Source organism: Nocardiopsis baichengensis YIM 90130, assembly GCF_000341205.1.
GTDB classification, from domain to species: domain Bacteria; phylum Actinomycetota; class Actinomycetes; order Streptosporangiales; family Streptosporangiaceae; genus Nocardiopsis_A; species Nocardiopsis_A halophila.
Window position 1 is genome coordinate 1 of sequence record NZ_ANAS01000009.1, and the last position, 21,891, is coordinate 21,891.

General features: G+C 75.6%; 19 protein-coding genes and 1 pseudogene. All 20 read right to left on the bottom strand.

Annotation, left to right across the window (positions count from 1 at the left end):
• Window positions 1-590 precede the first annotated feature (590 nt).
• Entirely contained in the window at window positions 591-1,886 is a 1,296-nt protein-coding gene (tyrS, locus tag C892_RS0108635; RefSeq protein WP_017556863.1) for a tyrosine--tRNA ligase, read from the bottom strand.
• Between the two features lie 542 nt (window positions 1,887-2,428).
• The gene (gene lhgO / locus C892_RS0108640; protein ID WP_040685344.1) at window positions 2,429-3,634 is read right to left on the bottom strand and encodes an L-2-hydroxyglutarate dehydrogenase; all 1,206 of its coding nucleotides are present in this window, start codon (window positions 3,632-3,634) and stop codon (window positions 2,429-2,431) included.
• 17 nt (window positions 3,635-3,651) lie between these two features.
• Window positions 3,652-4,068, bottom strand: a complete 417-nt coding sequence (locus C892_RS0108645) for a hypothetical protein (RefSeq protein WP_017540404.1) — start codon at window positions 4,066-4,068, stop codon at window positions 3,652-3,654.
• 19 nt (window positions 4,069-4,087) lie between these two features.
• Entirely contained in the window at window positions 4,088-4,465 is a 378-nt protein-coding gene (locus tag C892_RS0108650) for a DUF742 domain-containing protein (protein WP_017556865.1), read from the bottom strand.
• Complete coding sequence (locus C892_RS0108655) at window positions 4,455-6,458, bottom strand: sensor histidine kinase (RefSeq protein ID WP_017556866.1); 2,004 nt, start codon at window positions 6,456-6,458, stop codon at window positions 4,455-4,457. The genes C892_RS0108650 and C892_RS0108655 overlap by 11 nt, the downstream gene beginning before the upstream one ends.
• Window positions 6,459-6,552: 94 nt before the next feature.
• Window positions 6,553-7,451, bottom strand: a pseudogene (locus C892_RS0108660) (sirohydrochlorin chelatase).
• Between the two features lie 65 nt (window positions 7,452-7,516).
• Entirely contained in the window at window positions 7,517-8,110 is a 594-nt protein-coding gene (locus C892_RS0108665; protein WP_017556868.1) for a GTP-binding protein, read from the bottom strand.
• Window positions 8,091-8,462, bottom strand: coding sequence for a DUF742 domain-containing protein (locus C892_RS0108670; RefSeq protein WP_017540399.1), 372 nt, complete (start codon window positions 8,460-8,462; stop codon window positions 8,091-8,093). The genes C892_RS0108665 and C892_RS0108670 overlap by 20 nt, the downstream gene beginning before the upstream one ends.
• Window positions 8,459-8,890, bottom strand: a complete 432-nt coding sequence (locus tag C892_RS0108675) for a roadblock/LC7 domain-containing protein (protein WP_017540398.1) — start codon at window positions 8,888-8,890, stop codon at window positions 8,459-8,461. The genes C892_RS0108670 and C892_RS0108675 overlap by 4 nt, the downstream gene beginning before the upstream one ends.
• Window positions 8,887-11,046 carry a sensor histidine kinase gene (locus C892_RS0108680; RefSeq protein WP_017556869.1) on the bottom strand — a complete coding sequence of 720 codons (2,160 nt, stop codon included), beginning with the start codon at window positions 11,044-11,046 and terminating at the stop codon, window positions 8,887-8,889. The genes C892_RS0108675 and C892_RS0108680 overlap by 4 nt, the downstream gene beginning before the upstream one ends.
• Window positions 11,047-11,190: 144 nt before the next feature.
• Window positions 11,191-12,600: an argininosuccinate lyase gene (gene argH / locus C892_RS0108685; RefSeq protein WP_017556870.1), complete on the bottom strand. Its 1,410-nt coding sequence runs from the start codon at window positions 12,598-12,600 to the stop codon at window positions 11,191-11,193.
• 85 nt (window positions 12,601-12,685) lie between these two features.
• Window positions 12,686-13,225: an arginine repressor gene (locus C892_RS0108690; protein ID WP_017540395.1), complete on the bottom strand. Its 540-nt coding sequence runs from the start codon at window positions 13,223-13,225 to the stop codon at window positions 12,686-12,688.
• On the bottom strand, window positions 13,222-14,163 hold the full coding sequence (gene argF, locus C892_RS0108695) for an ornithine carbamoyltransferase (protein ID WP_017556871.1): 942 nt from the start codon (window positions 14,161-14,163) through the stop codon (window positions 13,222-13,224). Before argF ends, C892_RS0108690 begins: the two co-directional genes overlap by 4 nt.
• Window positions 14,163-15,359, bottom strand: a complete 1,197-nt coding sequence (locus C892_RS0108700; protein WP_017556872.1) for an acetylornithine transaminase — start codon at window positions 15,357-15,359, stop codon at window positions 14,163-14,165. The genes argF and C892_RS0108700 overlap by 1 nt, the downstream gene beginning before the upstream one ends.
• Window positions 15,356-16,264, bottom strand: coding sequence for an acetylglutamate kinase (gene argB, locus C892_RS0108705; RefSeq protein ID WP_017540393.1), 909 nt, complete (start codon window positions 16,262-16,264; stop codon window positions 15,356-15,358). The genes C892_RS0108700 and argB overlap by 4 nt, the downstream gene beginning before the upstream one ends.
• The gene (gene argJ, locus C892_RS0108710) at window positions 16,261-17,412 is read right to left on the bottom strand and encodes a bifunctional glutamate N-acetyltransferase/amino-acid acetyltransferase ArgJ (RefSeq protein WP_017556873.1); all 1,152 of its coding nucleotides are present in this window, start codon (window positions 17,410-17,412) and stop codon (window positions 16,261-16,263) included. Before argJ ends, argB begins: the two co-directional genes overlap by 4 nt.
• 44 nt (window positions 17,413-17,456) lie before the next feature.
• The gene (gene argC, locus C892_RS0108715) at window positions 17,457-18,488 is read right to left on the bottom strand and encodes an N-acetyl-gamma-glutamyl-phosphate reductase (RefSeq protein ID WP_017540391.1); all 1,032 of its coding nucleotides are present in this window, start codon (window positions 18,486-18,488) and stop codon (window positions 17,457-17,459) included.
• Window positions 18,489-18,592: 104 nt separating this feature from the next.
• Complete coding sequence (locus C892_RS0108720) at window positions 18,593-19,900, bottom strand: NAD(P)/FAD-dependent oxidoreductase (RefSeq protein WP_239647316.1); 1,308 nt, start codon at window positions 19,898-19,900, stop codon at window positions 18,593-18,595.
• 44 nt (window positions 19,901-19,944) lie between these two features.
• Window positions 19,945-20,415, bottom strand: a complete 471-nt coding sequence (locus C892_RS0108725) for a MarR family winged helix-turn-helix transcriptional regulator (RefSeq protein ID WP_017540389.1) — start codon at window positions 20,413-20,415, stop codon at window positions 19,945-19,947.
• Window positions 20,416-20,467: 52 nt separating this feature from the next.
• The gene (locus tag C892_RS0108730; RefSeq protein ID WP_026124239.1) at window positions 20,468-21,688 is read right to left on the bottom strand and encodes an aminotransferase family protein; all 1,221 of its coding nucleotides are present in this window, start codon (window positions 21,686-21,688) and stop codon (window positions 20,468-20,470) included.
• Window positions 21,689-21,891 lie beyond the last annotated feature (203 nt).

Consider the following 21,891-nt stretch of genomic DNA (forward strand, 5'->3'; position numbering starts at 1 on the left):
CAAGCCCCGGACCGTTCACCGGTCCGACCGCTTTTCCGCTAGAGGCGACTTTCCGCTTTCTCCGAATTTACCACGCTTTCCGGTGGCGCCGAACCGGCGTTCCCGCGTGCCGTTTCCGACACATTCGCGTGGTTCCTTCCCGGATTTCACCCGGCCGGAGAACCGGTGAAACAGACTAGCAGCCCCGGATCGATGCCCGAGCCACGTCGTCTTGGAAGGGAAGCGGTCCGGTTCCGGTCCCTGTAGAGGGCCGCCGTCCCGCTCGGCTAGATCACGATAGGTTCCGCGCACAGAGACGTCAAATCGGCCCTGCCGGGTCCGGCGGGCCTCCGCCTCCGAGCTCGCGCAACACCGCTACTGCGGGCCGCGCGGTAGGTCGTCGTTGGTTGCAGGGGTCTTCCTCCCCTGCCTCCGTCACGTCTAAACACCGGACGGGCCGAGAACCTTCCCGCCCCTGGAGCCCTCCCCCCTGGAGCCACCCGCCCCGGCGATCCCCGAAAGCACGGAGAGGCGCCCTCCCCTTCGGGAGGACGCCTCTCGTGCAGCGGCCCGGGCCGGCCCACGACCCGGCCCACGACCCAGCCCACGACTCAGCCCACGACCACGCCGCCGACGTTGCGCTTGCCGCGGCGCAGCACCGCGTACCGGCCGTGCAGCAGATCGCCGGCGCCGAGCACCGCGTCGACGTCGGTCACCTTCTCGTTGTTGAGGTAGGCCCCGCCGTCCTGGACCGCGCGGCGGGCCGCCGACTTGCTCGGGACCAGCCCGCTCTCGGCCAGCAGGTCCACCAGCGCGATCCCGTCGCCGACCTCGGCGACCGCCGCCCGGGGCACCTCGGCGAGCGCCGCGTCCAGCGTCCTGGCGTCCAGGGCCGACAGCTCGGCGCGGCCGAACAGGGCCTGGCTCGCCTCGACGACCTTCCGGCACTCCTCCTCGCCGTGCACCAGCGTGGTGAGCTCCTCGCCCAGCGCGCGCTGGGCCGCGCGCGCCGCGGGGCGCTCCTCGGTCTGGCGCTCCAACTCCTCGATCTCCTCACGGGAGCGGAAGCTGAACACCCTCAGGTACCGGGCCACGTCCCGGTCGTCGGTGTTGAACCAGAACTGGTAGAAGGCGTACGGCGTGGTGAGCTCGGGGTCCAGCCAGACGCTGCCCCCCTCGGTCTTGCCGAACTTGGTGCCGTCGGCCTTGGTGAGCAGGTTGGTGGTGAGCGCGTGCGCCGGGCCGTGCGGCTCGTTGCCGTCCATGCGGCGGATGAGCTCCAGGCCCGCCGTGATGTTCCCCCACTGGTCGCTGCCGCCGATCTGCAGGGTGCACCCGTGGCGCCGGTAGAACTGCACGTAGTCGTAGGACTGGAGCAGCACGTAGCTGAACTCGGTGTAGCTCATGCCGTCGCCGTCGAGGCGGGCCTTGACGGTCTCGCGCTGCAGCATCTGGTTGACGCTGAAGTGCTTGCCGACGTCCCGCAGCATCTCGATGGCGGTCATCGAGCGCAGCCACTCGCCGTTGTCGGCGAGGATCGCGTCGGTGGGCTCCGGGCTGCGCCCCTCGGGGGTGAAGCGCAGGAAGGCGGACAGCTGGCGTCCGATGGTGTCCACCCAGCCGGCGATGGTCTCCTCGGAGTTCAGGCTCCGCTCGGCGCTGGGCTTGGGGTCGCCGATGAGGCCGGTGCCGCCGCCGACGAGGGCGATCGGGCGGTGCCCCGCGCGCTGGAAGCGGGCCAGCGTCAGGATCTGGGTGAGGTGTCCGACGTGCAGGCTCCCGGCGGTGGGGTCGAAGCCGCAATAGAGGGTGACCGGGCCATCGGCGAGCGCCTTGCGAAGTTCGTCAAGGTCGGTGGTCTGCGCGAACAGGCCGCGCCATTCGAGTTCGTCGATGATGTCGGTCACTGTCTACTTCCGTCGCTCGAATCGTCCAGGTGACGCGTCCACTGTAACGGCGGCGCCACCAGCGCATCGACCGGATTCTCCGCCGGTACCGGCGGCTACCCGGCGTGAGGGCGCGAGTGAGCGCCTGCGCGGAAGCAGGGGCCCCCGGGCCCGCACTGCTGAAGGCCCGGGACCGCCCCGCGCCGGTCGCGATAGGGGGAACCGGATCCGGGCGCGGCGGCCCCGGGGGTCGTCGGCACGGTGACCACCCGGGGGCCACGGACCATGATCACTGACTACGCACCGTGCGATCGCGTGTGAGGGTGTGATGCGCGCCACGCGCCCGTCGGCGGGGCCCGGCCGGACCGTCGGCGGGTGGGCCCCCTGCGGACGCCCGAAACCACGACCGCCTCGGATCAGTGCTGGTCAGACCGGTCCGGGGCGGCGCCGAGCAACGCGCGGCGCCGTCCGCAACACCGGTTCCGGTCGCTCTGGGGTGATCGGGGGCATAGGTCGGAATTGCCTACGACTACGGCTTTCTCGCGTTTCGAGCCGGGTTTCGGTCAGTCCGCAACACGTCGCCGATCAGGTCTGGATCCGGGGACCACCCTCTCCCCCAGGTACTCGGCGATCGCCAGCGAGGAGGTGGCCGCCGGCGAGGGGGCGTTGCGCACGCACACGATCCGGTCGTGGGTCTCCAGCACGAAGTCGTCCACGAGCGCGCCGTCCCGGCCCAGCGCCTGGGCGCGCACGCCCGGCGGGGCGGGGCGCAGGTCGGCCGCGGTGATCCCGGGGACCAGCCGGCGGGCCTGCCGGGCGAAGACCGCCGGCGAGGCCGACACCGCCGTCTCGGCGGCGCCCATCGCCCAGTGCCGCCGGGCCAGGCGCCAGAAGCCGGGCCAGCGCAGCGTCTCGCCCAGCCGGGCGCGGTCCAGCAGCGCGTTCGGCCCGGCGGTCACCTCCCCGTGGACGTGCCGGGTCAGGTGCACGCCGAGGAAGGGGTAGCGCGGGTCGGGGACCGGGTAGACCAGGCCGCGCACCAGGTACCGGCGCTCGGGGACCAGCTCGTGGTAGGTGCCGCGGAACGGCACGATGCGCGGGTCGTCCCCGGCCCCGGCCATCCGGGCCAGCCGGTCGGTCCACAGCCCCGCGCAGACCACCAGGGTGTCGAAGCGGTGCCGGAGGCGCTCGCCGTGCGGGTCGCCGGTGAGCACCTCGGCCCCGGAGGCGCCCTGGCGCAGCGCGATCACCGGCCGCCCGAGCAGCACCCGCCCTCCGGCACGGCGCACGTCGTCGGCCAGGGACTCGGCGACCGCGACGAAGTCGGTGACGGCGGTGTGCGGGGAGTGCAGCCCGCCCGCGCCGCGCACGTGCGGCTCGATCGCGCGCAGCCCGTCGGGGCCGAGCCTGCGCACCCCGGGCACCCCGTTCTCGCGGGCGGTGCGCTCGATGCGGTCGAGCCGCGCCTCCTCCTCGGCGCCGCGGGCGACCAGGACCTTTCCGGCCTCCTCGTAGGGCAGCTCCTTCTCGGCGCAGTAGTCGCGCAGCAGCCCGGTGCCCCGGCGGCACAGCGCCGCCTTGAGCGAGCCGGGCCTGTAGTACAGCCCCGCGTGCACCACGCCGCTGTTGTGCCCGGTCTGGTGGGCCGCGACGCGGTCCTCCTTCTCCAGGACGGTGACCCGGGCGCCGGGGCGCTCCCGCACGATCCACTCCGCCAGGGCCAGGCCGACGATCCCCGCGCCGATGATGCCGATGTGTCCGCCGCTCATCCGCGCCACGCTAGCAATCAGCGGTGTCCGACGGCCGAGGAGGCCGGTACCCCGACCGCGTGGCCGGATTCCAGGCGGACGGTGATCTCCTCCTCGCCCCAGTCCACGGAGGCGATCCCGGGAGGCCCGTCGGATCCGGTGGCCTCGGGAACGGTCACCTCGTGGAAGTAGGCGTCGGCGTCGTGCCCGAGGCGCAGGCGGTGGTCGGCGCCGGAGAGCGACAGGGTCCGCACGAGCAGCACCTCGACCGGCTCGGGGTCGCCCGCCTCGCCGAAGGGGCGGTAGACGGCGGGCGAGGTCTCGCGCTGCAGCACCGTCGCGGTGAAGGGGAGCGGGTCCGGCACCGCGAGGCCGGCCGCCGCGGTCAGGGCGGCGCCGGCGAGGACCGCGGCGGCCGCGTGCACGGGGCGGATCGGCGGGGCGGGGTCGGGCATGAGGGGGCTCCTGGCGGCCTCACAGCGCCCGTAGTCCCTCGCGGAGCCGTTCGAGGACCGCGCGGTCGTCGGCGGTCGGGGGCGGGCACTCTACCAGGCGGCCCTCCCGGGTCAGGTCCCGCACCAGGTGGCGCACGACGCCCAGTGGCAGGCCCAGGTCGGCGGCGAGGTCGAGGACGCGGCGCGGGCGGGCGCAGGCGCGCAGCACCGCCGCCGGCTCCGGGTAGGGCTCGGTGCCGGCGTCGGCGGGGTCGGCGGCGCGCACCGCGGTGAGCGGCCCGGCCGGGGCGCGGCCGCTGGGGCGCGGCGAGGCGGGCTCGGGCGGGCGCCCCGCGCGCAGGGCGAAGGGGCGCAGCAGCGGGCCCGGGTCGACCAGGGGGCCGGGGTCACCGTCCACCGCCGTGCCCTCCGGCCGGGACCGCCTCCTCCAGCAGCGCCGAGGGCACCAGCACGGTGGCGCGGGCGCCGCCGTAGGCCGAGGGGGCCAGGCGCACCGCGATGCCGTGCCGGGCGGCGAGGCGGGCGACGACGAACAGCCCCAGCCGCGGCTCGTCCTGCAGCGCCATGACGTCGTACTCGGGGGCCTGGACCAGGGTGCGCTCGGCGACGGCGTACCCCTCGGGGGTCAGGCCCAGCCCGCGGTCCTCCACCTCCACGGCCAGCCCGCCGGGCGCGGGGCCGCAGGTGACGTCGACCGGCGCCCCGGCCGGGGAGAACTGGGTGGCGTTCTCCACCAGCTCGGCCACCAGGTGGACCACGTCGGCGACGGCGGTGCCGCGCAGCGGCGGGCCGGGCGCGCAGCTCAGGCGGACCCGCTGGTAGTCCTCGGTCTCGGAGATGGCGGCGCGCAGGGCGTCGACGAGGGCCATGGGCTCGCGCCAGCGGCGGGCCGAGGGGGCGCCGCCGAGGATGATGAGGTTGTCGGCGTAGCGCCGGGCCCGGGTGGCCAGGTGGTCCAGGCGGAACAGCTTGTCCAGGGTGCGCGGGTCCTCCTCGGCGTACTCGATCTCGTCGAGCAGGCGCAGCTGGCGCTGGACCAGGGCCTGGTTGCGGTAGGCGATGCCGAGGAAGACGCGGTTGGCCCCGGCGCGGATCTCGGCCTGTTTGACGGCGGCGCCCACGGCGGTGCGCTGGGCGGTGTTGAAGGCGTCGGCGACCTCGCCGATCTCGTCGCCGCCGTAGGACAGCTGCGGCAGCTCCTCCCCCAGGTCGATGCGGGCGCCCTCCTGGACCCGGGAGACGATGCGCGGCAGGCGGGTGTCGGCCACGGCCAGGGTCTCGGTGCGCAGCCGGCACAGCCGCTCGGTGAGGCGGCGCGAGGAGCGGCCGGCGACGATGATCGCGGCGGCGCCGGCGGCCAGGGTGAGCACGGCCCCGGCGATGCTGAGGCCGATCCGGGTGTGGGCGGCGGTCTCGGCGGCGTCGTAGACGGCGGCGCGCTGGGTCCGGACCAGGCCGCTCAGCCCCTGCCCGGCGCCGCCCGCGGCCCGCTCCCATTCGTCCGCGCCCACCTCCAGGCCGGTGTTCCAGGCGGCGCGGCCGAGCGCGGCGTCGTCGGCGGAGATGGGCGGGCGGGTGACCACGCCGCGGCTGAGCCGCTCGGTGCGGACCCAGTCCTGCCCGGAGGTCAGGTCGGTGTAGGCGTCCAGGGCGGCGCCGCGCAGGTCGGGCTCGGCCTGCTCCAGTGCGTCCCGGTAGGAGGCGGTGAGGTAGGTGAAGTGCGCGGTCTCCTGGTAGTCCATGCCCCCGGCGGCGATCGCCCCGGCGAGCAGCGCCTCGGCGCGGGAGTACTCCTCGCGCACCCCGGCCAGGGTGCGGGCCAGGCCGGCGGCGGTGCCGTCGGCGTCCTCGGAGGCGGCGCCGAGCAGCGCCGCGTCGAGGGTGCGCAGGGCCGACAGCAGGCCGTCGTAGGCCTCCAGGGCCCCGGCCCGGGTGGCGGCGCCGTCGTCCACCCGCGACCGCAGGGCGGCCAGGTCCTCGGGGGCGCCCTCGCCGCGGCCGTCGAAGCGGGCGGCTCCGCGCAGCACGTCCCGGTCGGCGCCCGAGCGGAGCCGTTCGGCGTGCGGTTCGGCGGCCTCCAGCGCCCGGTCGACGGCGGTGCGGGCGCGGGCCAGCGGTTCGCCGGAGGAGGCGGCGTCCTCCTGGTCCTCCCGGTCCTGCTCGCCGAGGCGGACCATGGTCAGCCGGCGCTCCTCGCGCAGGTCCTCGGCGAGCCGGGTGAAGGCGGCGGTGCCGGCGCGGCCGTCGCCGACGGCGGCGGCCATGGAGCCGGCCTGGACGGCACCGGCCGCGGTCATGGCGGTCCACAGCACCAGGAAGCAGACGCTGGGGATGAGCACGATGCGGGCCAGCTGCCCGCGGATGGTCCGCCGCTGCGGCGTCGCGGCCATGGGTCCCCCTCCTCCGACGGCGCGCCCGTGGGAGGAGGGTACCGAAACGGCGATGCCCTGTGTTGTCGTTCACTCACATTGCGTGAGCGAGGGGTCAGCTCTCCGGGCGGTGCCGGGAGCCCACCGGGGCGGGCAGGTCGTCCACGCTCGGCGGCGTCTGCACGCCGACGCTGTTGAGGACCTCGGCGTAGCGCAGCGCGGCGATCTTGGCCAGGGTGGAGCCGGCGCCCAGCGGAGCGCTGGACCGGGCCCCGTTCCGCTCGGCCAGCTCGGCCACGCGCCCCTCGGGCAGCTCGGGGCCGATCACGCCGGGGGCCAGGACCGGGCGGGCGCAGCCGGCGTCGGCCAGCTGCCCGAAGGCGTCGGCGATCGCGGCGTCGTCGTCCATGTCGGCGGGCAGCACGGTGATGCCCAGCCGGGCGGCGAGCAGCACCGCGGTCACCCCGGCGGCACCGGCCGCCTCGGCACCGCCGGTGGAGCCCACCACCACGCCGTCGGTCATGCTGGTGCTCGGCGCCACCACGCTGATCAGGCGCATCCGGTCGGCGCGCACGAACCCGGCCTCGGCCAGGCGCAGGTGCAGCACCTCGGCGAGCATCGGGTGCGGGCCCAGGGCCTCGGTCACCCGCACGTCGGCGCCGGTGTCGCGGGCCGCCTCGGCCACGGCCCGGGCGGTCGGCTCGTGCGGGCCGGTCACCAGGGGCACGACGATGCCGGCCAGCGGGGTCTCCTCGCGCGGGGTGAGGCCCTCCATGGCCTCGTGCAGCGAGGGGCCGCCGTCGGCGCAGCCGAACCGGATCTCGACCTCGGGGCGGTAGGAGCGCAGCAGGTCGGCGATCTGGGCGCCGATCTCGGCGGCCTCGTCGGTGCCGCCGGGCACGGCGAGCACCAGCCGGGGGTGCCGACCCAGCTGTCGAAGGAGAGCGGATCGCGGTGCCGGCCGGAGCGGCGCCGGGGCAGATCACGCGGGGGGAGTCTATCCGGATTCTGCATACTGTCAGGATTCACGCGAGAGATGCTAACGAGTCGTGTGCGGTCGGGGAGCCCTATGCTACAGCTCACCCGCTCAACGCCGGGCTGCGGCGCCGGATCACGTGTTCGACGAGGGAGAGCAGCACCTCCTTGCCGGACTCGCGCAGACGGGCGTCGCCCAGCACCACCGGCACGTGCGCCTCGACGTCCACGGCCTCGCGCACCTCCTCGGCGGTGTAGCGGTGCGCCCCGTCGAACTGGTTGACCGCGACGGCGAAGGGCACGCCGCGCCGCTCGAAGAAGTCCACCGCGGGGAAGCAAGTCTCCAGGCGGCGGGTGTCGGCGACCACGACCGCGCCCAGGGCCCCGGCGGCCAGCTCGTCCCACATGAACCAGAACCGGCCCTGGCCGGGGGTGCCGAACAGGTAGAGCACCACGTTCCCGCTCATGGTGATGCGCCCGAAGTCCAGGGCCACGGTGGTGGTGGTCTTGTGCTCCACCCCGTCGGTGTCGTCCACGCCCATTCCGGCCTCGGTCATCACCTCCTCGGTGCTCAGCGGGGCGATCTCGCTGACCGACCCGACCAGGGTGGTCTTGCCGGCGCCGAACCCCCCGGCCACCAGGATCTTGACCGCGACCGGCAGGTCGCCGGGGTCGGTGTCACAACCGTCGGATGCCATCGAGTACCGCCTGGAGAACGTGGGCTTCGGGGTGGTCGGCCGCGGGCGCGGGCGCGCGGGCGGCGACGTCGCCCGCGGCGACCAGGTCGCCCACCAGCACCTTGGCCACGGTGATGGGGATGTCCAGCTGGGCCGAGAGCTCGGCCACCGAGACGGGGGTGCGGCAGCGGCGCAGGATCCGGGCGTGCTCGGGCTGCAGCCGGGACCAGTCCACGCGCCGGCGGGCGGCGACGACGATGGTGATCATGTCCAGCCCGGTGCCGCTCGCGGGGCGGGTCCGCCCCCCGGTCATGGTGTAGGGCCGCACCAGCGGCCCGGCGCCCCCGTCCAGGCGCCCGGCCGCCGGGGTCACGAGCCGCCGCCCGCGGGCACCGACTCGGGGAAGCGCGGGGCCGAGGTCAGGAACTGGCCCACCCGCTTGATCCGCATGTTCATCTCGTAGGCGACCAGGCCCACATCGGCGTCCTCGGCCGCCAGCACCGCCAGGCAGGCGCCCTCGCCCGCGGCGGTCACGAACAGGTAGGCGTGCTCCATCTCCACCACGGTCTGCCGGACCGCGCCGCCGCCGAACCGCCGCCCGGTCCCCCGGGCCAGGCTCTGGAAGGCGGAGGCGACCGCGGACAGGTGCTCGCCCTGTTCGGCCCCCAGGCCGCGGGAGCGTCCGATGAGCAGGCCGTCGGCGGAGAGCACGATGGCGTGTTCGGCGCCCACCGTGCGGTCCACCAGGTCGTCCAGGAGCCAGTTGAGGTCCCCGGCCGCGTTGTGGTCGTACACCGTCATTGCGTGCTCTCTCCCGTGTGGTCGTCCTCCCGGCCGAGCCGGGTCCCCTTCTGGAACGCGCTCATCACCGCGCGGGCCCGCTCGGGCGAGGACCCGAGCAGGGCGGGCGCGGCCTGCCCGGCGGGGGGCTCCGCCGGGTCCTCGCGCAGTTGCGGGGCGAGGCCGGCCTGGCGGCGCCGCTTGGGCAGCGCCGGGCGGCCGTTCTCGGCTGCGGGGGGAGCGGGTGCGGGTGCCGCGGGCGCCGGCGCGGGGGCGCCGGCCAGGAGGTCGGGGGCGGGGCGGGTCGGGGCCGGGCGCCGCTCAGGGGCCGGGCGCTCGGCGATGAGCGCCGCGGGGACGAGCACCACGGCGCGGGTGCCCCCGTAGGGCGAGGGGCACAGCTGGACGTGGACGTCGTGCTTGGCGGCGAGCCGGGCCACGACGAACAGGCCCAGCCGCAGGTCCTGGTTGAGCGCCATGACGTCGAACTCGGGCGCCTCGCGCAGGGTGGCGTTGGCCCGGGCCAGCGCCTCCTCGCCCATGCCCAGTCCGCGGTCCTCGATCTCCACGGCCACGCCCTTGGGCACCAGCTCGCTGTGGATGTGCACCGAGGTGTGCGGCGGGGAGAAGGCGGTGGCGTTCTCCACCAGCTCGGCCACCAGGTGGATGACGTCGGCCACCACGGCGCCCGACAGCGCCACGTCGGGCACCACCCGCAGCTCGACCCGGGCGTACTCCTCGGTCTCGGAGATGGCGCCGCGCAGGATGTCCACCAGCGGGATGGGGCTGCGCCACCGGCGGCCGGGCCGCCCGCCGCCGAGGATGATGAGGTTCTCGGCGTTGCGGCGGCCCCGGGTGGCCAGGTGGTCCAGGTGGAAGAGGTCCTCGAGCAGGTCGGGGTCCTCCTCCTCGCGCTCGATGCGGTCCAGCAGCTGCAGCTGGCGCTGGACCAGCGACTGGTTGCGGTGCGCGATGCCCAGGAAGACCCGGTTGACCCCGGCGCGCAGGTCGGCCTGGCGCACCGCGGCGCGCACCGCGGTGCGCTGGGCGATGGTGAAGGCCTCGGCGACCTGGCCGACCTCGTCGTCGCCGTGGTCCAGGCGGCGCACCTCGCGGTCGAGGTCGACGGCCTCGCCGCGCTCCAGCCGGGCGACGATGCGCGGCAGCCGGGTGCGGGCCAGCTCCAGGGTCTCGGCGCGCAGCCGGGCCAGCCGTCCGATGAGCCGCCCGGCCGAGCGGGAGGCGACCCCGTAGGCCAGGGTGCCGGCGAACAGCGCCATGGTCCCGCCGCCCAGCGCGAGGCTGAACATCAGGGTGGAGGCGTCGCGGGTGCGGGCCACGACCGAGGCGCTCTGGGCCGCCGCCAGACCGGTCATGGCCTCCTCGACCTCGTCGGCGGCGGCGCGCCAGTCGTCGGCGGTGCGGGAGGCCCGCGCGGCGCCGCGGATCCGCTCCCAGGCCGGGAGGGCGTCCAGGGCGGCATAGGAGCGGGCGGCCTCCCCGGTGAGCGCGGGGCCGGTCTCCTCCAGGCGGGCGGCGGCGCCGTCGACCAGGGCGGCGGCCCGCTCCGGGTCCCCGCCGCCGCTGACCGCGGCGTCGGCCCGGGAGAACCGCTCCTGGGCGCGCATGAGCGCGACCGCGTCGGCGGCGGCCGCCGCCGAGGGCCCGTCGGCGGCCGTGCGGCCCACGGCGTCGTAGACGCGCACGCCGCGGTCGACGGCGGTGGCGTAGTCGGCCGCGGCCGCCGAGGCGCCGAGGTCGCCGGCGGTGACGCCGTCGCGCAGTTCGCCGCGGCCGCCCAGGGCGGCCTGGAAGGAGGAGGCGCGCTCGGCGACCGAGGCGTGCCGGGAGCCGGTGAACCGGGCCCCGGACTCCTCCATCCGCTCCACGGCCGCGTCGGTGGTCTCGGTCTGCCGGCGGAAGGCCTCCAGCGCGCCCGGGCCGGGGTCGGCCAGGTGCTCGGCGGCCAGGCGCCGCTCGCGCTGCAGCTCGGTCAGGACCTGCTGCAGGTGGACGGCCTCGCGGGCATCGCGCGAGGCGAGCCGCAGCGAGACCGCCTGGGTCAGGGTCACCGCGCTGAGCACCGCGAACAGCGCCAGGAACGTCACGCTGGGGATCAGCACGATCCTGTTCAGCTGCGCCCTGATGCCGCGATCGGCGCCCCCCGACTGCCCCATCGGTCTCCTCCCCCGTGCGGGCTGCGCGTCGGCCCCCCTGCGGGATCGGCGCCTTCACGATCCGCACAGGGGTGGCCACCCGTGGTGCCCACGGACTCAGGACGCTACCGCATGGGGGCCTCCGGGGAGGGGCGTTCGGCGAATTCAGCCGGTCTCGGCGAAGGCGCGCAGCTCCCCCACCGACGCGCGGACCCGGTCCAGCTGCTCGCGGACCCGGGCGGGGGCGGTGCCGCCCTTGCCGGAGCGGGAGGCCATCGCGCCCTCCACCGTGAGCACCTCGCGCACCTGCGGGGTGAGGTGCTCCGACACCGAGGCGAAGTCCTCGTCGGTCAGGTCGGGCAGGTCCACGCCGCGCTCCTCGCACAGGCGCACGCACGCCCCGGCGATCTCGTGCGCCTCGCGGAAGGGGACCCGGCGGCGCACCAGCCACTCGGCGACGTCGGTGGCCAGGGAGAAGCCCTGCGGGGCCAGTTCGGCCATGCGCGCGCCGTCGAAGCGCAGGGTGGCGACCATCCCGGTGAAGGCCGGCAGCAGCAGCAGGAGGGTGTCGGCGGCGTCGAACACCGGCTCCTTGTCCTCCTGCAGGTCGCGGTTGTAGGCCAGCGGCAGGCCCTTGAGGGTGCTGAGCAGGCCGGCCAGGTCGCCGATGAGGCGGCCGGACTTGCCGCGCGCGAGCTCGGCGACGTCGGGGTTCTTCTTCTGCGGCATGATCGACGACCCGGTGGAGAAGGCGTCGTCCAGGATCGCGAAGGAGAACTCCTTGGTGGCCCAGAGGATGACCTCCTCGGAGATGCGCGAGAGGTCCACCCCGGTCATGGCGGCGGCGAAGGCGAACTCGGCGACCACGTCGCGGGCGGCGGTGGCGTCGATGGAGTTCTCCGCCGAGGCGGGGAAGCCCAGGTCGGCGGCGACGGCCTCGGGGTCCAGGCCCAGCGAGGACCCGGCCAGCGCACCGGAGCCGTAGGGCGAGACGGCGGCGCGGCGGTCCCAGTCGGCCAGCCGCTCCACGTCCCGCAGCAGCGGCCAGGCGTGCGCGAGCAGGTGGTGGGAGAGCAGCACCGGCTGGGCGTGCTGCAGGTGGGTGCGGCCCGGCATCGGCACGCCCAGGTTGGCCTCGGCCTGGTCGGCCAGGGCGGTGACCAGGTCCAGGAGTTCGCCGGCGACGGCGCGGGCCTGCTCGCGCAGGTACATCCGCACCAGGGTGGCGATCTGGTCGTTGCGGGACCGCCCGGCGCGCAGCCGCCCGCCGAGCTCGGGGCCGACGCGCTCGATGAAGCCGCGCTCCAGCGCGGTGTGCACGTCCTCGTCCTCGGGCACCGGGGTGAAGGCGCCGGAGTCCACGTCGGCCTCCAGGCGGTCCAGCCCGGCCAGCGTGCCCTCCAGCTCGGCGTCGGTGAGCAGCCCGGCCGCGTGCAGCACGCGGGCGTGGGCGCGCGATCCGGCGATGTCGTGGCGGGCCAGGCGCCAGTCGAAGTGGGTGCTGTCGGAGAGGCGGGCCAGGGCCTCGGAGGGGCCTCCGGCGAAGCGGCCTCCCCACAGGCGGGTGACGGACACGGTCGGGTCCTTTGCTCAGTGCGGGTCGGTGCGGGTCAGTGCGGGTCGGTGCGGGTCGGTGCGGGTCGGTGCGGGCCAGTGCGGTTCAGTTCGGTGCGGTCTTGCGGTCGGCCAGCCGGAGCAGGGCCGAGGCGAGGTCCTCGCCGCCCGCGGGGTCGCGGGAGACGACCAGGATGGTGTCGTCGCCGGCGATGGTGCCGAGGATGGCCTGGAAGTCGGTGTGGTCGATCGCCGAGGCGAGGAACTGGGCCGCGCCCGGCGGGGTGCGGACCACGACCATGTTGGCCGATGCCTCGGCCGACACCAGCAGCTCCTCGGCGAGCCGGGTGACGCGCGAGCCCGCGGCGGCGGCCAGGTCCAGGCCCTCGGCGCCGGCGCGCTGCAGGCGCTCGCCGCCCTCCCCCGGCAGCCGGTAGATGAGGTCGCCCCCGGCGGTGCGCAGTTTGACCGCCCCCAGCTCGTCCAGGTCGCGCGAGAGGGTGGCCTGGGCGACCTGCACGCCGGCGTCGGAGAGCAGCCGGGCCAGTTCGCCCTGGGAGCGCACGTCGTTGCGGGTGAGCACCTCGGTGATGCGGGCGTGCCGGGCGGCCTTGGTCATGGGCGCGGCGCCGCCGTCGGCGGTCATCGTCGCCGCCCCTGGCCCCCCGCGGCCTCCAGCAGGAAGCACAGCAGGGCCTTCTGGGCGTGGCGGCGGTTCTCGGCCTCGTCCCACACCGCCGAGGCGGGGCCGTCGAGGACCGGGGCGGTGATCTCCTGGCCGCGGTAGGCGGGCAGGCAGTGCAGCACCACGGCGCCGTCGGCGGCGGCCTCCAGCAGGGCGTCGTCGACGGTGAAGTCCAGGAAGGGGGCGACGCGGTCGGCGGCCTCGTCCTCCTGCCCCATGGAGGTCCAGGCGTCGGTGGCCAGCACGTCGGCGCCGTCGGCGGCGGCGCGGGCGTCGGTGAGCACCTCGGCCGACCCGCCGGTCCGCGCGGCGGTCCGCCGGGCGCGCTCCAGCACGTCGGCGTCGGGCCGGTACCCCTCGGGTGCGGCGATGCGCACGTGCATGCCGGCCACGGCGCCGCCGAGCAGGTAGGAGTGGGCCATGTTGTTGGCGCCGTCCCCGAAGTAGGCGAGGGTGAGCCCGGCCAGGCGGCCCTTGCGCTCGCGGACGGTCTGCAGGTCGGCGAGGATCTGGCAGGGGTGGAAGCGGTCGGACAGGGCGTTGACGACCGGCACCGAGGAGGCGGCGGCCATGCCCTCCAGGCCCTCCTGGGCGAAGGTGCGCCAGACGATGGCGGCGACCTGGCGCTCCAGCACCCGGGCGGTGTCGGCGATGGGCTCGCCCCGGCCCATCTGGCTGCCCTGGGCGTCGATCACCAGGGGCGCGCCGCCCAGGTCGGCCACGCCCACGGCGAAGGAGACGCGGGTGCGGGTGGAGGGCTTGTCGAAGATGAGCGCGACGGTCTCGGGGCCTTCCAGGGGGCGCCGGGAGAACCGGTCCTTCTTCAGGGCGTCGGCCAGGTCGAGGACGGCGGCCTGCTCGTCGGGGGTCAGATCGTCGTCGCGGAGGAAGTGGCGCATCACGGGTTCACCTCGTCGAGGATCGCGGGCAGGGCGCCGGTGAAGGAGGCGGCCTGCTCCGGGGTGAGGGTCAGCGGCGGGGCGAGCCGCAGGGCGTCGGGGGCCACGGCGTTGATGAGGAAGCCGTGGTCGGCGGCGCGGGCCTGGACCTCGGCGGCGCGCTCGGCGGTCAGGACCAGGGCCAGCCACAGCCCGGTCCCGCGCACCCCGGCCACCAGGGGGTGGCCGGTGGCGCGCATCCCCTCGGCCAGGGCGGCGCCGGTGCGGGCGGCGCTGCCGAGCAGGTCCTCGTTCTCGACGGTGTCGAGCACGGCCAGGGCGGCGGCCGCGGCGACCGGGTTGCCGCCGAAGGTGGAGCCGTGGTCGCCCTTGGCGAAGGCGGTGGCGTAGCGGCCGAAGCCGACGCAGGCGCCGATGGGCAGCCCGCCGCCCAGGCCCTTGGCCAGGGTGAGCACGTCGGGGCGCACGCCCTGGGCCTGGTGGGCGAACCAGTGGCCGGTGCGGCCGATGCCGCTCTGGATCTCGTCGAGGACGAAGGCGGCGCCGGCGGCGTCGCAGATCTCGCGGACGGCGGCCAGGTAGCCGTCGGGGGCGGGCACGACGCCGGCCTCGCCCTGGACCGGTTCGACGATGACCGCGGCGACCGTGTCGTCCACGGCGGCGCGCAGCGCCCCGGCGTCGCCGTGCGGCACGAACCGCACCTCGGTGCCGTAGGGGCCGAAGGGGGCGCGCATGGACTCCTTGCCGGTGACGGCAAGGGCGCCCAGGCTGCGCCCGTGGAAGCCGTTCTCGGTGGCGACCAGGACGGGGCGGGCGGGGCCGGCGGCCTTGCGGGCGAGTTTGAGCGCCGCCTCGTTGGCCTCGGTGCCGGAGTTGGCGAGGAAGACGCGGGCGCCGGGGTCGCCGAGCAGGGCGATGAGGCGCTCGGCCAGTTCGACCTCGCGCTCGTGCAGGAACAGGTTGGAGGTGTGGGCGAGCGCTGCGGTCTGGTCGGCGACGGCCTTGACCAGGGCGGGGTGGCCGTGGCCCAGGGCGCTGACCGCGATGCCGCCGATGAGGTCGAGGTAGGGGCGGCCGTCGACGTCCCACACGCGGGCGCCCTCGCCGCGGGCGATGGCCACGGGCGGTACGCCGTAGGTGGGCATGAGGGCGTTGCCGAACCGCTCCTGGAGGGCGCGGGTGCGCTCTGCGGTCATGCGGGGCCTCCGAACACGTCGTGGGGGGCGTCGTCGGGGACGACCATGGTGCCGATGCCGTCGTTGGTGAAGACCTCGAGCAGCAGGGAGTTGGGGGTGCGCCCGTCGAGGACGTGGGCCTGGGGGACGCCGCCGCGCACGGCGCGCAGGCAGGCCTCCATCTTGGGCACCATGCCGGTGGACAGCCCGGGCAGCAGCCGCTCCAGCTCGGCGGCGGTGAGCCGGCTGATCAGCTCTTCGCAGGCCGGGTAGTCGGCGTACAGGCCCTCGATGTCGGTGAGCATGATGAGCTTGCTGGCGTCGAGCCCGGCGGCCAGGGCGGCGGCCGCGGTGTCGGCGTTGACGTTGTAGACGCCCTCGCCGGAGCGGGCGACGCTGGAGACCACCGGGATGCGGCCGTCGTCGAGCAGGGTGTGCAGCACGCCGGCGTCGACGCCGGTGACCTCGCCGACCATGCCGATGTCGACCGGTTCGCCGTCGACCACGGCGGGTTTGCGCTCGGCGGTCATCAGGCGGGCGTCCTCGCCGGACAGTCCGACGGCGAAGGGGCCGTGCCGGTTGATGCGGCCGACGATGTCCCGGTTCACCTGGCCCACCAGCACCATGCGGACGATGTCCATGGTCTCGGGGGTGGTCACCCGCAGCCCGCCGGCGAAGGTGCTCTCCAGGCCGACCCGCTCCAGGTGGGCCTTGATCTGCGGGCCGCCGCCGTGCACCACGACCGGGCGCAGGCCGGCGTAGCGCAGGAAGACGATGTTCTCGGCGAACCGGTCCTGCAGCTCGGGGTCGGTCATGGCGTTGCCGCCGTACTTGACCACGACGGTGCGTCCGTGGAAGCGGCTCATCCAGGGGAGCGCCTCGATGAGGGTGGTGGCCTTGTCCAGGGCCTGCTTGCGGGAGTTCATGAGCTGTAGGCCGAGTTCTCGTGCACGTAGGCGGTGGTCAGGTCGGTGGTGCGCACGGTGGCGGCGGCGCCCCCGGCCGACAGGTCGACGGTGACGGAGACGTCGCGTCCGCTCAGGTCGACCTTGGAGCGGTCGTCGCCGACCGCGCCCTTGCGGCAGACCCACACCCCGTTGATGGCGACGTTGAGCTCGTCGGGGTCGAAGGCGGCGGCGGTGGTGCCCACGGCGGCCAGCACCCGCCCCCAGTTGGGGTCCTCGCCGAACACGGCGCACTTGAACAGGGCGTTGCCGGCCACGGCGCGGGCGGCCAGCAGCGCGTCCTCCTCGTCGGCGGCGCCGACCACCTCGACGGCGATGGCCTTGGTGGCGCCCTCGGCGTCGGCGATGAGCTGGCCGGCCAGGTCGTCGCAGACCTGGGTGAGCAGCGCGGCGAACTCCTCCTCGTCGGGGGCGGTGCCCGAGGCGCCGCCGGCCATGAGCACCACGGTGTCGTTGGTGGACATGCACCCGTCGGCGTCGACGCGGTCGAAGGTGCGGGCGGTGGCGGCGCGCAGCAGCCGGTCGCACTGCTCGGAGGTGAGCTCGGCGTCGGTGGTGAGCACGCAGATCATGGTGGCCAGGGCGGGGGCGAGCATCCCGGCGCCCTTGGCCATGCCGCCGACGGTGTAGCCGGAGCCGCGGCGGAAGGCGATCTTGGCGACGGTGTCGGTGGTGCGGATGGCGTCGGCGGCGGCCAGCCCGCCGTCCCGGGCGGCCTCGGCCACGGCCAGGTCGACGCCGCCGAGCAGCTCGGGCATGGGCAGGCGCTCGCCGATCAGGCCGGTGGAGCAGACCAGGACCTCGGCGGCCGAGTCGCCCAGGGCGTGGGCGGCGCGCTCGGCGGTGGCGTGGGTGTCCTGGAACCCGGGCGGGCCGGTGCAGGCGTTGGCGCCGCCGGAGTTGACGACCACGGCGCGGGCCCGGCCGCCCTTGGCGACCTGCTGGGACCAGAGCACGGGTGCGGCCTTGACCCGGTTGGCGGTGAACACGGCAGCGGCGGCGCGGGAGGGGCCGTCGTTGACGACGACGGCCACGTCCCGGGCGCCGTCGGGCTTGAGTCCGGCGGCGACGCCGGCGGCGCGGAAGCCGCGGGGTGCGGTGACGCTCACGGCGGGACCTTTCAGGTGGATGGGGCGCGGTGCCGGGGCGGCCGCTAGGGTGCGACGCCCGCGGTGGTGAGTCCGGCGGTCTCGGGCAGGCCCAGGGCGATGTTGGCGCTCTGCACGGCGCCGCCGGCGGTGCCCTTGGCCAGGTTGTCCAGGGCGGTGCAGGCGACCAGCCGTCCGGCGTCGGGGTCGGCGGCGACCTGCACGGCCGCGGTGTTGGCGCCCAGGGTCATGGCGGTGGCGGGCCACTGCCCTTCGGGGAGCAGGTGCACGAAGGGCTCGGCCCCGTATCGTCGCCCGTAGGCGGCGCGCAGGGCGGCGGTGTCGGCGCCGGGGGCCAGGCGGGCGGTGCAGGTGGCGAGGATGCCGCGGGGCATGGGGGCCAGCACCGGGGTGAAGGACAGGGTGACCGGGGCGCCGGCGGCCGCGGTCAGGTTCTGCACGATCTCGGGGTTGTGCCGGTGGGTGCCGGCGGTGCCGTAGGGGGCGGCCGAGCCCATGGTCTCGCTGCCGGTCAGGTGCGGTTTGGGGGCCTTGCCGGCGCCGGAGACGCCGGTGACCGAGACCGCGGTGAGGTCCTCGGGCCGGGCCAGGCCCTCGGCGAGGGCGGGCAGCAGGGCCAGGGTGACGGCGGTGACGTGGCAGCCGGGCACGGCGATGCGGTGGGCGCCGGCCAGGGCCCGGCGGCCGCCGGGCAGCTCGGGCAGGCCGTAGGGCCAGGCGCCGGCGTGCTCGGTGCCGTAGTACCGCTCCCAGGCGCCGGCGTCGGTGAGCCGGAAGTCGGCGCCGCAGTCGACGATGAGCACGTCGGGGCCCAGCGCGCGGGCGATCTCGGCGGACCTGCCGTGCGGCAGGGCCAGGAAGACCACGTCGTGTCCGGCCAGGGCGGCGGCGTCGGTGTCGGCCAGGACCCGGTCGGCCAGCGGGGCCAGGTGGGGGTGGTGCTCGCCGAGCCGTGTGCCGGCGCTGCCGCCGGCGGTCAGGGCGCCGATCTCGATGGAGGGGTGGCCCAGCAGCAGCCGCAGGACCTCTCCCCCGGCGTAGCCGCTGGCTCCGGCCACGGCCGCCGTGTACCCCATGGCGCTTCCCCCGATCCGCGTCTTCCTCGCCGACGGGGTCCATCATGCCGGATGATTGAAATCTTATGCAACTGGCTGCATAAAATATCGGTGTGGTGCGCGTCTCACCGCCCCAGGCCGCGGGACAGCCGCCGGCCCAGCCGGTGCAGCCGCGGCACCCGCGCCTCGTCCGGCCCGGACCAGGGCAGCCGCGCCATCCAGCCGCGCCGCTCCAGCACCGCGTCGCGCAGGGCCCGCCCGGCCACGTTGGCCAGGGCCATGCCGGAGCGGCCGTACCCGCCGGCCACCGCCACCCCGGTCGCCTCGTCCAGCCACAGCACCGGGGCCCGGTCGGCCGGGGCGCCCACCGGTCCGCTCCAGGCGTGGGCGACGGGGACCTCCGCGGCCGCCGGGAACATCCCGGCCAGCGCCCGCCACAGCTCGGCGATGGCCTGCGGCGGCGCCGTGCCCGCCTGCCCGTGCGCGCCGCCGCGCGGCAGCGTCCCGCGCCCGCCCAGGGCGATGCGCCCGTCCGGGGTGCGGCGGGCGAACACCGGCCGCTGCGCGGCGTCCGCCCGGGCCTCGCCGCCGTCCCAGCCGATCTCCTCCCACAGCCGCTCCTCCAGCGGCTCGGTGGCGATCACCGCGCAGGACTCGGCGGGCCAGGCCGGGGCCCCCGGGCCGCCGAAGCCCTCGGTGGCCAGGACGACCCTGCGCGCACGGACGGTGCCGAAGGGGGTGGTCACCGACGGGCCTCCGGGCCCGCCGGGGACCACGCCGGTGACCGGGGTCCGCTCGAACACGTCCACGCCGCGCCGCTCGGCGGCCTCGGCCAGGCCGCGGGCCAGGCGGGCCGGGTCCACCAGGGCCGCGTGCGGAGTGTAGGCGCGCCCCTGCTCGTCCACGTGCAGGTCCTCGGGCCAGAACCCCCACTCCTGCAGGCGGGCCACGTCGGCGTCCAGGCGCTCGCGCTGCGCGGCGTCGGCGGCCAGGGTGCGCATCCCGCCCTTGACCGCTCCGGCGTCCAGGTCCTCCTTCTCGGCGACCGCGACCACCTCGTCGACGGCGGCCATGAGCGCGCGCTGCAGGGCGATCACCGCGCCCTTGCCGCGGCGCCGCGCCAGCTCCTCGCGCGGCCCGGGGAAGCCGGCGGTGACCAGCCCGGCCCCGCGCCCGGCGGCGCCGAACCCGGCGAACTCGCGCTCCAGGACCGCCACCCGCGTGCCGGGGTCGGCCTCGGCGAGGTAGTAGGCGGTCCACAGGCCGGTCAGCCCGCCCCCGACCACGCACACGTCGTACTCGGCGTCCCCGGGCAGCGGTGCGCGCCGCTCCGGGGGCCCCTCCTCGCGGTACCAGTAGGCCACTCCCCCGTTGCGGAACCCCTCCGACCGGGGGACGCGGCGCATCTCGGCCGCGCTCGCGAACAATCTCATCGGGCCGCCCCTCCGAGCCCTGGGTGGTGCCGTGCCGGGCCAGGCTATCGGGCGGCGTCCCGCAGGGCGCGGGCCAGGGCGGACAGCCGCCGGACCCCGTCGGCGCCCAGCACCGCCAGCACGTGCTCGCGCAGCAGGGCCGCGTGGCGGGCCTTGGCCTCGTCGGCCAGGGCCCGGCCCTGCGGGGTCAGCACGGCGTAGACCACCCGCCGGTCGGTGGGGCAGGCCTCGCGGGCCAGGTAGCCCTTGTGCGCCAGCCGGTCGGCGAGCTTGGTGAACCCGCCGCTGCTCAGGCTCACCTCGCGGGCGAGCCTGCTCATCGGTAGACGCTGCCCCGGCGAGCGCTGCAACCGGACGAGGACCTCGAACCAGGGCCCGGCCATGTCGCCGCCGCTCGGGTCGATGCCCTTGAGCAGGAGCGGGTCGATGTCCCTGAGCGCCTCGTGGACCAGTCCCCAGGCGGTGATCAGCTCGTCGTCGCCGGGCGCGTCCGTCCCCCGTGTGTCACTTTCCACAGATGAACTTCTTCCTAAGAAATATCTCTGTGGAAAGCATACCTGCCGCCGGCTACCGCGCGGCGACCGCGTCCAGGGCCCCGCGCACGGTGGCCACCAGGTGCTCGATCTGCTCCCAGGTGATCACCAGGGGCGGCGAGATGAGCAGCGCGTCGGGGATGGCGCGCACCACCACCCCGCGCGCGCGGGCCTCGGCGAACACCTCGGGGGTGGTCACCCCGCGCTCGGCGGCCTCCTCGGTGAGCTTGACCGCCGCCATCACGCCGGTGCCCGCCCGCACCTCGGCCACCAGCGGGTGGTCCTCCAGGGTGCGCACCGCCGACTCCAGCTGCACCTCGATCTCCCGGGCCACGGTGAACAGGTCCTCCCGCTCCAGGATGTCCAGGTTGGCCTGGGCCGCGGCACAGCAGGAGGGGTGGCCGGCGTAGGTGGTGCCGTGGTGGAACGGGTTGCCCGGGTTGCTCCAGAACGGCTCGGCGATCCGGCCGTCCACGATCACCCCGCCCAGCGGCAGGTACCCGCTGGTCACCCCCTTGGCGAAGACGATCATGTCCGGGCGCACGCCGAAGCGCTCGATCCCGAACCAGTCCCCCATCCGGGCGAAGCCGCAGATCACGCTGTCGGCGATGAACAGCACCCCGTACCGGCGGCAGATCCGGGAGACCTCCTCGAAGTACCCCGGCGGCGGCGCGTACACCCCGCCGGCGCCGATCACCGGCTCGGCGAAGAAGGCGGCCACCCGCTCGGGCCCCACCCGCAGGATCTCCTGCTCCAGGGCGGCGGCCGAGTCGTGCGGCACCACCGAGGCGTCCTCCACCGTCGGCCCGAACCCCTCGCGGAAGCGGTCCATGCCGATCAGCCCGGTGCCGAAGCCGTGCAGGCCGTGGTAGCCGCCCGTGCGCGAGATCAGGTGGGTGCGCCCGGGCTCGCCCAGCGCCGCGAAGTAGCGCCGCGCCAGCTTGGCGGCGGTCTCGATGGACTCCCCGCCCCCGCAGGTGAGGATCACCCGGGGGTCGGCCACCGGGGCGTGCGCGGCGAGCCGCTCGCTGAGCTCGATCGCCGGGGCGTTGGCGAAGTCGTTGTAGACGGTGTAGGCGTCCAGCACCGTCATCTGGCGGTGCACCGCCTCGGCGATCTCCGCCCGGCCGTGGCCGACGTTGCAGTACCACAGGCTCGCGGTTCCGTCGAGGTAGCGGTCACCGGACTCGTCCCAGAGCCACACGCCCTCGGCGCGGGCGACCATGAACTTGGGGCCCTGGCTGACCCGGTGCATATCGCTGAAGGTGTGCCAGAAGCGCCCGGGTTCGCGCAGCGTGTGCTGGTCGCGGGCAAACGAAACCACTGTTTCGGTCATAAACCGACCTCCGAACCACGTCGTGCGTGCGGCGAGCACGCGAGAACGCCGAGTGAAACAGCTGTTCCGCGAGGGTCCGGCGAGCCCGGGTCGCGGCAGGTGCCTGCAGGTTAAGGCCGGGC

Coding starts and splice junctions, on each gene's coding strand:
- lhgO (WP_040685344.1), bottom strand. CDS start 3,634: ATGAGCGGCGGACACATCGGCATCATCGGCGCGGGGATCGTCGGCCTG.
- C892_RS0108645 (WP_017540404.1), bottom strand. CDS start 4,068: ATGCCCGACCCCGCCCCGCCGATCCGCCCCGTGCACGCGGCCGCCGCG.
- C892_RS0108655 (WP_017556866.1), bottom strand. CDS start 6,458: ATGGCCGCGACGCCGCAGCGGCGGACCATCCGCGGGCAGCTGGCCCGC.
- C892_RS0108665 (WP_017556868.1), bottom strand. CDS start 8,110: ATGGCATCCGACGGTTGTGACACCGACCCCGGCGACCTGCCGGTCGCG.
- C892_RS0108675 (WP_017540398.1), bottom strand. CDS start 8,890: ATGACGGTGTACGACCACAACGCGGCCGGGGACCTCAACTGGCTCCTG.
- C892_RS0108680 (WP_017556869.1), bottom strand. CDS start 11,046: ATGGGGCAGTCGGGGGGCGCCGATCGCGGCATCAGGGCGCAGCTGAAC.
- C892_RS0108690 (WP_017540395.1), bottom strand. CDS start 13,225: ATGACCGCCGACGGCGGCGCCGCGCCCATGACCAAGGCCGCCCGGCAC.
- argF (WP_017556871.1), bottom strand. CDS start 14,163: ATGCGCCACTTCCTCCGCGACGACGATCTGACCCCCGACGAGCAGGCC.
- C892_RS0108700 (WP_017556872.1), bottom strand. CDS start 15,359: ATGACCGCAGAGCGCACCCGCGCCCTCCAGGAGCGGTTCGGCAACGCC.
- argB (WP_017540393.1), bottom strand. CDS start 16,264: ATGAACTCCCGCAAGCAGGCCCTGGACAAGGCCACCACCCTCATCGAG.
- argC (WP_017540391.1), bottom strand. CDS start 18,488: ATGGGGTACACGGCGGCCGTGGCCGGAGCCAGCGGCTACGCCGGGGGA.
- C892_RS0108720 (WP_239647316.1), bottom strand. CDS start 19,900: ATGAGATTGTTCGCGAGCGCGGCCGAGATGCGCCGCGTCCCCCGGTCG.
- C892_RS0108730 (WP_026124239.1), bottom strand. CDS start 21,688: ATGCACCGGGTCAGCCAGGGCCCCAAGTTCATGGTCGCCCGCGCCGAG.